Here is a 4501-nt window from a genome sequence, read left to right on the forward strand (position 1 = left end):
GGCCCCGGCTCGTCGCGGCGAGCCGGTTCCGGACCGGAAGGAGGAGAGCTATGGTGCCCGACACTTGACGGCGGTCGCTGCGGACGGAGGCACTCGTGGTCGCACACGGGCGGGGTGTGCGGCGGGCAGGACACGAAACGTAAGGGAATGAGTAGTCAACGGTGACGAAAGAGAACTCTTATGACCGCAGCCGCACCGGCCTATCAGGAGATAGTCGACGATAACGGAAGGATCTACCGGGTAGGGGAGAGCCCGCACGACATCATGGGCCGTTCCCGGGGGTGGATGGTCTGGTTGCCCTGGGTCGCCATGATGGCGGTCAGTGTCTTCGAATACGGCTGGGGCGCCGTGGAAGACACCCTCGAACAGAAATACGGCTGGTCGCTGGCCGACGCGTTCTGGCTGGCCAGTATCTGGGCGGTGTTCCAGGCCGGGGTGGCGTTCCCGGCCGGACGCCTGCGCGAGAAGAACATCGTTTCGGCGAAGACGGCGATGCTCGCCGGCGCGGTCTGCAGCGGGATCGGGTATTTCACGATCGCGCACAGCGGGAACCTGGCGCTGGCGTTCATCGGTTACTCGGTTCTCGGGGGTACCGGCGCGGGGCTCGTGTACGCGACCTGTATCAACATGGTCGGAAAATGGTATCCGGAGAAACGCGGGGCGCGGACCGGTTTCGTCAACGGCGGATTCGCCTATGGCGCGGTCCCGTTCATCTATCTGTTCAGCGCGTTCCTGACACACGACAACTACTCGGTGGTGCTCGACGTCATCGGCGGCTACATGCTGGTCGTGGTCGCGCTCTGCGGATTCCTCTTCAAGGACCCGCCGAAGAGCTGGTGGCCGAAAGAGGTCGACCCGATCGCCTGGGCCAAGAACAGGAACGGGGCCAAGGGACTGGCGAAGAATCCGCCCGCGGTCCGGCAGTACACGCCGATGGAGGCGATCCGGACCGGGATGCTGCCGCTCATGTGGCTGAGCCTGGTGATCATCGGCGGCGTCTCGCTGTTCGGGATCAACTTCCAGGTCGACTTCGCGAAGGAGAGCCATTTCGGCCCGTTCGTCGCGGCGTCGTCGGCCGGGGTGCTGTCCATTGTGAACGGTACCGGCCGCGCGGTGGTGGGCTGGGTCTCCGACCGGATCGGACGGCGGCAGACGCTGACCATCGTGCTGGTGATCGCGGCGGCCGCGCAGTTCGGCGTGCTCTACAGCGGCAACACGCACAACCTCCCGCTGTTCATGGTGTTCGCGTTCCTGACCGGGTTCGGCGGCGGTGCGTTCTATCCGCTGTTCGCCTCCCTGGTGCCGGATTACTTCGGGGAGAACAACAACGCCTCGAACTACGGTCTGGTGTACAGCGCGAAACTCGTCGGCGGTGTCGGCGGGGGCGGCTTGGCTGCCGCGGTGATCAGCGCGTGGGGCTACAACGGCGCGTACATCCTGGCAGGAGGTATCGCGTTGCTTTCCGCTGTACTGACGCTGTTCCTGCGACAGCCAGGCCGCCCACGCCACGGAACGGACACAGCGGGCCGGCGCGACTTCCTCGCTCGTCCGTCCGCGGCGGCGGGGTCCTGACCGGCCTGACCTCCATCCAGGACCCCACCCCTCAGGACTGAGGTTCCTCCGGGGGCCTCTCGTGGAATGCCTGCCGGGTGCGCTCGGTGTGCCGGGTCATGATCTCCTCCGCGACGACAGCGTCCTTCGCCGCGATGGCCTCGATCAGCTGAGCGTGCTCGTGCCAGGCGTCCTGCCCGCGTGGCCGGGCGATGGGGGTGTAGTACCAGCGCACCCGCCGGTCCACGAGCCCGATCATCTCCGCCAGCACCGAGTTGCCGGAGAGTTCGGTGATGAACGCGTGGAGCGCGGAGTTGGCCGCGACGACACCCTCGATGTCGTCGGCGTCGAGCGCGTCGAGCCCTTCCTTGTGCAACTCCCACAGGCGTTTGACGTCGTCGGGGCCGGCCTGGCCGGCCGCCAGCCGGGCGGAGTAGGCCTCCAGCACGGTGCGCACGCCGAGCAGGTGGTCGGCCTCCTCGTCGGTGGGCAGGTGCACGAACGCGCCCTGCGCGGGGCGCAGGTCGACCCAGCCCTCGGTCTGAAGTCGTTGCAGGGCCTCGCGAACCGGCTGCCTGCTGACGCCGAGGTACTCGGCGAGGTCGGCTTCGACGAGGTGCTGGCCCGGTTCGAGGGTGCGGTTGACGATCAGCTCCGCCAGCGCCTCGTACACGACCTGGCGCAGCGGTGCCGGACGTTCGACACGGCGGGCCGCGGACCCGCTGAGGGGGCCCTTCGCCGTGCGGCGTCCGGTCGGCCCGCGATCGGGCAGGGGCGAGACGGGCTGGGTCACGGTGCACCTCGTTCGGGAATGAAGAGCGGAATGCCCTCAGAATACAGCCTTTGGTATGCAAAATCCCGGAAGTTGCTCCCGAGCGTCCCGGAGTCAACCAAAACGGACCAATCAGAAACGCGGTCCGTAATCGCCGGAAACGCCCGCCATGACCGGGCTGGTGGATCTTTGCCGCCGCGCCGGTGTCGCGTCGGCGTGACGCGGCGACCTGGAGCGATTCCGTGTTCAGGGGTATGGAAAACCTAGCGCTGCTGGGATACTGTATGCAATCACGTGTGACGGGAGGCTCATCATGAAGGTGGCTGTTCTCGGTGCCGGTGCGATCGGCGCGTACGTGGGCGCGGCACTGCACCGCTCCGGGGTCGAGGTCCATCTCGTCGCACGGGGACTCCATCTGGACGCGATGCGCAGGCACGGAGTGCTCGTGCGCAGTCCCCGTGGTGACTTCTCGGCCACCCCGCACGTCACCGGCGATCCGGCGGAGGTCGGCGAGGCCGACTACGTTTTCCTTGGCCTGAAAGCACATTCCTACGCGACGGCGGGACCGCTGCTCGCCCCGCTGCTCGGCCCCGGCACCGCGCTGGTGGCCGCGCAGAACGGCATTCCGTGGTGGTATTTCCACGGCCTGGCCGGGCATCCGCTGGAAGGCCACCGCGTCGAGACCGTCGATCCCGGCGGCGCGGTGAGCGCGGTCCTCGAACTCCGGCGCGCGATCGGCTGTGTCGTCTACTGCTCGACCGTGATCGAGCGCCCCGGCGTGATCCGGCATCTGGAGGGGACCCGGTTCTCGCTCGGGGAACCGGCGGGCGGCGTTTCCGGGCGCTGTACCGCGTTGAGCGAGGCGATGATCGCGGGCGGGCTGAAAGCCCCGGTGGAGCCCGATATCCGCAACGACATCTGGATCAAGCTGATGGGCAATGTCGCGTTCAACCCGCTGAGCGCGCTGACCAGGGCGACGATGGCGCAGATGTGCGAACACGCCGACACCCGCGCGCTGGTCGCCACGATGATGACCGAAACGCTGGAGATCGCCCGCGCCGCCGGGAGCGATCCGCAGGTCTCGGTCGAGAAGCGCATCGACGGCGCATGGCGCGTCGGGCACCACAAGACGTCGATGCTGCAGGACCTGGAGGCGGGCAAGCCGCTCGAGATCGACGCGATCATCGGCGCCGTCGTCGAGTTGGCTGGCCTCACCGGCGTGCCCGCGCCCGCGCTGCGCCACGTGCACGCGGCGATCGGACTGCTCAACCGCACCGCCACGGCCGAGCCGGTGCCCGCCGGCTCGCACTGAACGCTCTCCAGGAGGAGTGTCCGATGTCCCTGTCCGATGAGGTCGCCAGGATCGTCGCGAGTGTGGTCGACCCGGCGGCCGCGACCGCCGATCAGCTGGCCCGGTTCCCGCGCGGCGCGATCACCACGCTCGGTCGCAAGGGAGTGCTCGGTATGACCGCGTCCCGCGGGCTCGGTGGCGGCGGGCTCGGGCTGCCCGAGACCGCGCGGGTGGTGGAGCGGATCGCGTCGTCCTGCGCCGGGACCGCGACGGTGCTCCGGTCGCATTTCGCGGCGGCCGCGGTGCTCGGCGTCCACGGCGGTCCCGAGGTGCGTGCCGATCTCGCGGCGGGACGGCATTTGTCCACGCTCGCCGTGTTCGACGCGGGTCCGGACCGGCTGTTCCTGAGCCCGGAGGGCACGGCCCGCGGGCACGGCGGTGTCGTCGACCTGTACGCGCGCAAGGCGTGGGTGATTTCCGCGGGCGAGGCGGACAGTTACGTCTGGTCGAGCCGTCCGTCCGCCGGGCGGGGCACTTCGACGTTGTGGTGCGTACCGGGCCAGGCGCCGGGTCTGCTGGTGCCCTCGGACCACGGCGGGATCGGCTTGCGGGCGAGCGCGGCCACCACGGTGCGGGCCGATCCGGTGCGGGTGCCCGAGGCGAACCGGCTCGGCGAGAGCGGGGCGGGCGCGGACCTCGTGCTCGACCTCGCGCTGCCGTGGTTCCTCGGGCTCGGCTCGGCGGTGGCGCTCGGGATCATGGAAGGCGTGCTCGCGGCGGCGTCGGCCGAGCTGCGGGGGGGGGGGGCGGGTGGGCGGGCCCCCCCCCCCCCCCGATGCCGTCGATGCCGGTGTTCTTCTGGAACGACCCGGACGGCTCGCGGCTGC

4 protein-coding genes are annotated in these 4501 nt (G+C 69.4%); 3 read left to right on the forward strand and 1 reads right to left on the reverse strand.

Going from position 1 to position 4501, the window contains the following annotated elements:
• The first annotated feature begins 180 nt into the window (after positions 1 to 180).
• The gene (locus ACFWX1_RS00605; RefSeq protein WP_378382672.1) at positions 181 to 1572 is read left to right on the forward strand and encodes an OFA family MFS transporter; all 1392 of its coding nucleotides are present in this window, start codon (positions 181 to 183) and stop codon (positions 1570 to 1572) included.
• Positions 1573 to 1603: 31 nt separating this feature from the next.
• On the opposite strand, the gene ACFWX1_RS00610 is transcribed toward ACFWX1_RS00605, so the two are convergent.
• Complete coding sequence (locus ACFWX1_RS00610; protein WP_378382673.1) at positions 1604 to 2344, reverse strand: GntR family transcriptional regulator; 741 nt, start codon at positions 2342 to 2344, stop codon at positions 1604 to 1606.
• A 292-nt stretch (positions 2345 to 2636) separates the two neighbouring features.
• Here ACFWX1_RS00610 and ACFWX1_RS00615 point away from each other — a divergent pair, with 292 nt between their 5' ends.
• Positions 2637 to 3635 (forward strand): 2-dehydropantoate 2-reductase, encoded by a 999-nt coding sequence (locus tag ACFWX1_RS00615; RefSeq protein WP_378382674.1) that lies wholly within the window; start codon positions 2637 to 2639, stop codon positions 3633 to 3635.
• A gap of 23 nt (positions 3636 to 3658) precedes the next feature.
• The coding region (locus ACFWX1_RS00620) for an acyl-CoA dehydrogenase family protein (RefSeq protein ID WP_378382675.1) at positions 3659 to 4501 on the forward strand (843 nt) is incomplete at its 3' end.

It is taken from the genome of Amycolatopsis sp. NPDC059021 (genome assembly GCF_042739895.1).
GTDB lineage: Bacteria > Actinomycetota > Actinomycetes > Mycobacteriales > Pseudonocardiaceae > Amycolatopsis.

What these genes read in the sequence shown, in the direction of transcription:
- ACFWX1_RS00615 (WP_378382674.1), top strand. Translation starts at nt 2,637, where the DNA reads ATGAAGGTGGCTGTTCTCGGTGCCGGTGCGATCGGCGCGTACGTGGGC.
- ACFWX1_RS00605 (WP_378382672.1), top strand. Translation starts at nt 181, where the DNA reads ATGACCGCAGCCGCACCGGCCTATCAGGAGATAGTCGACGATAACGGA.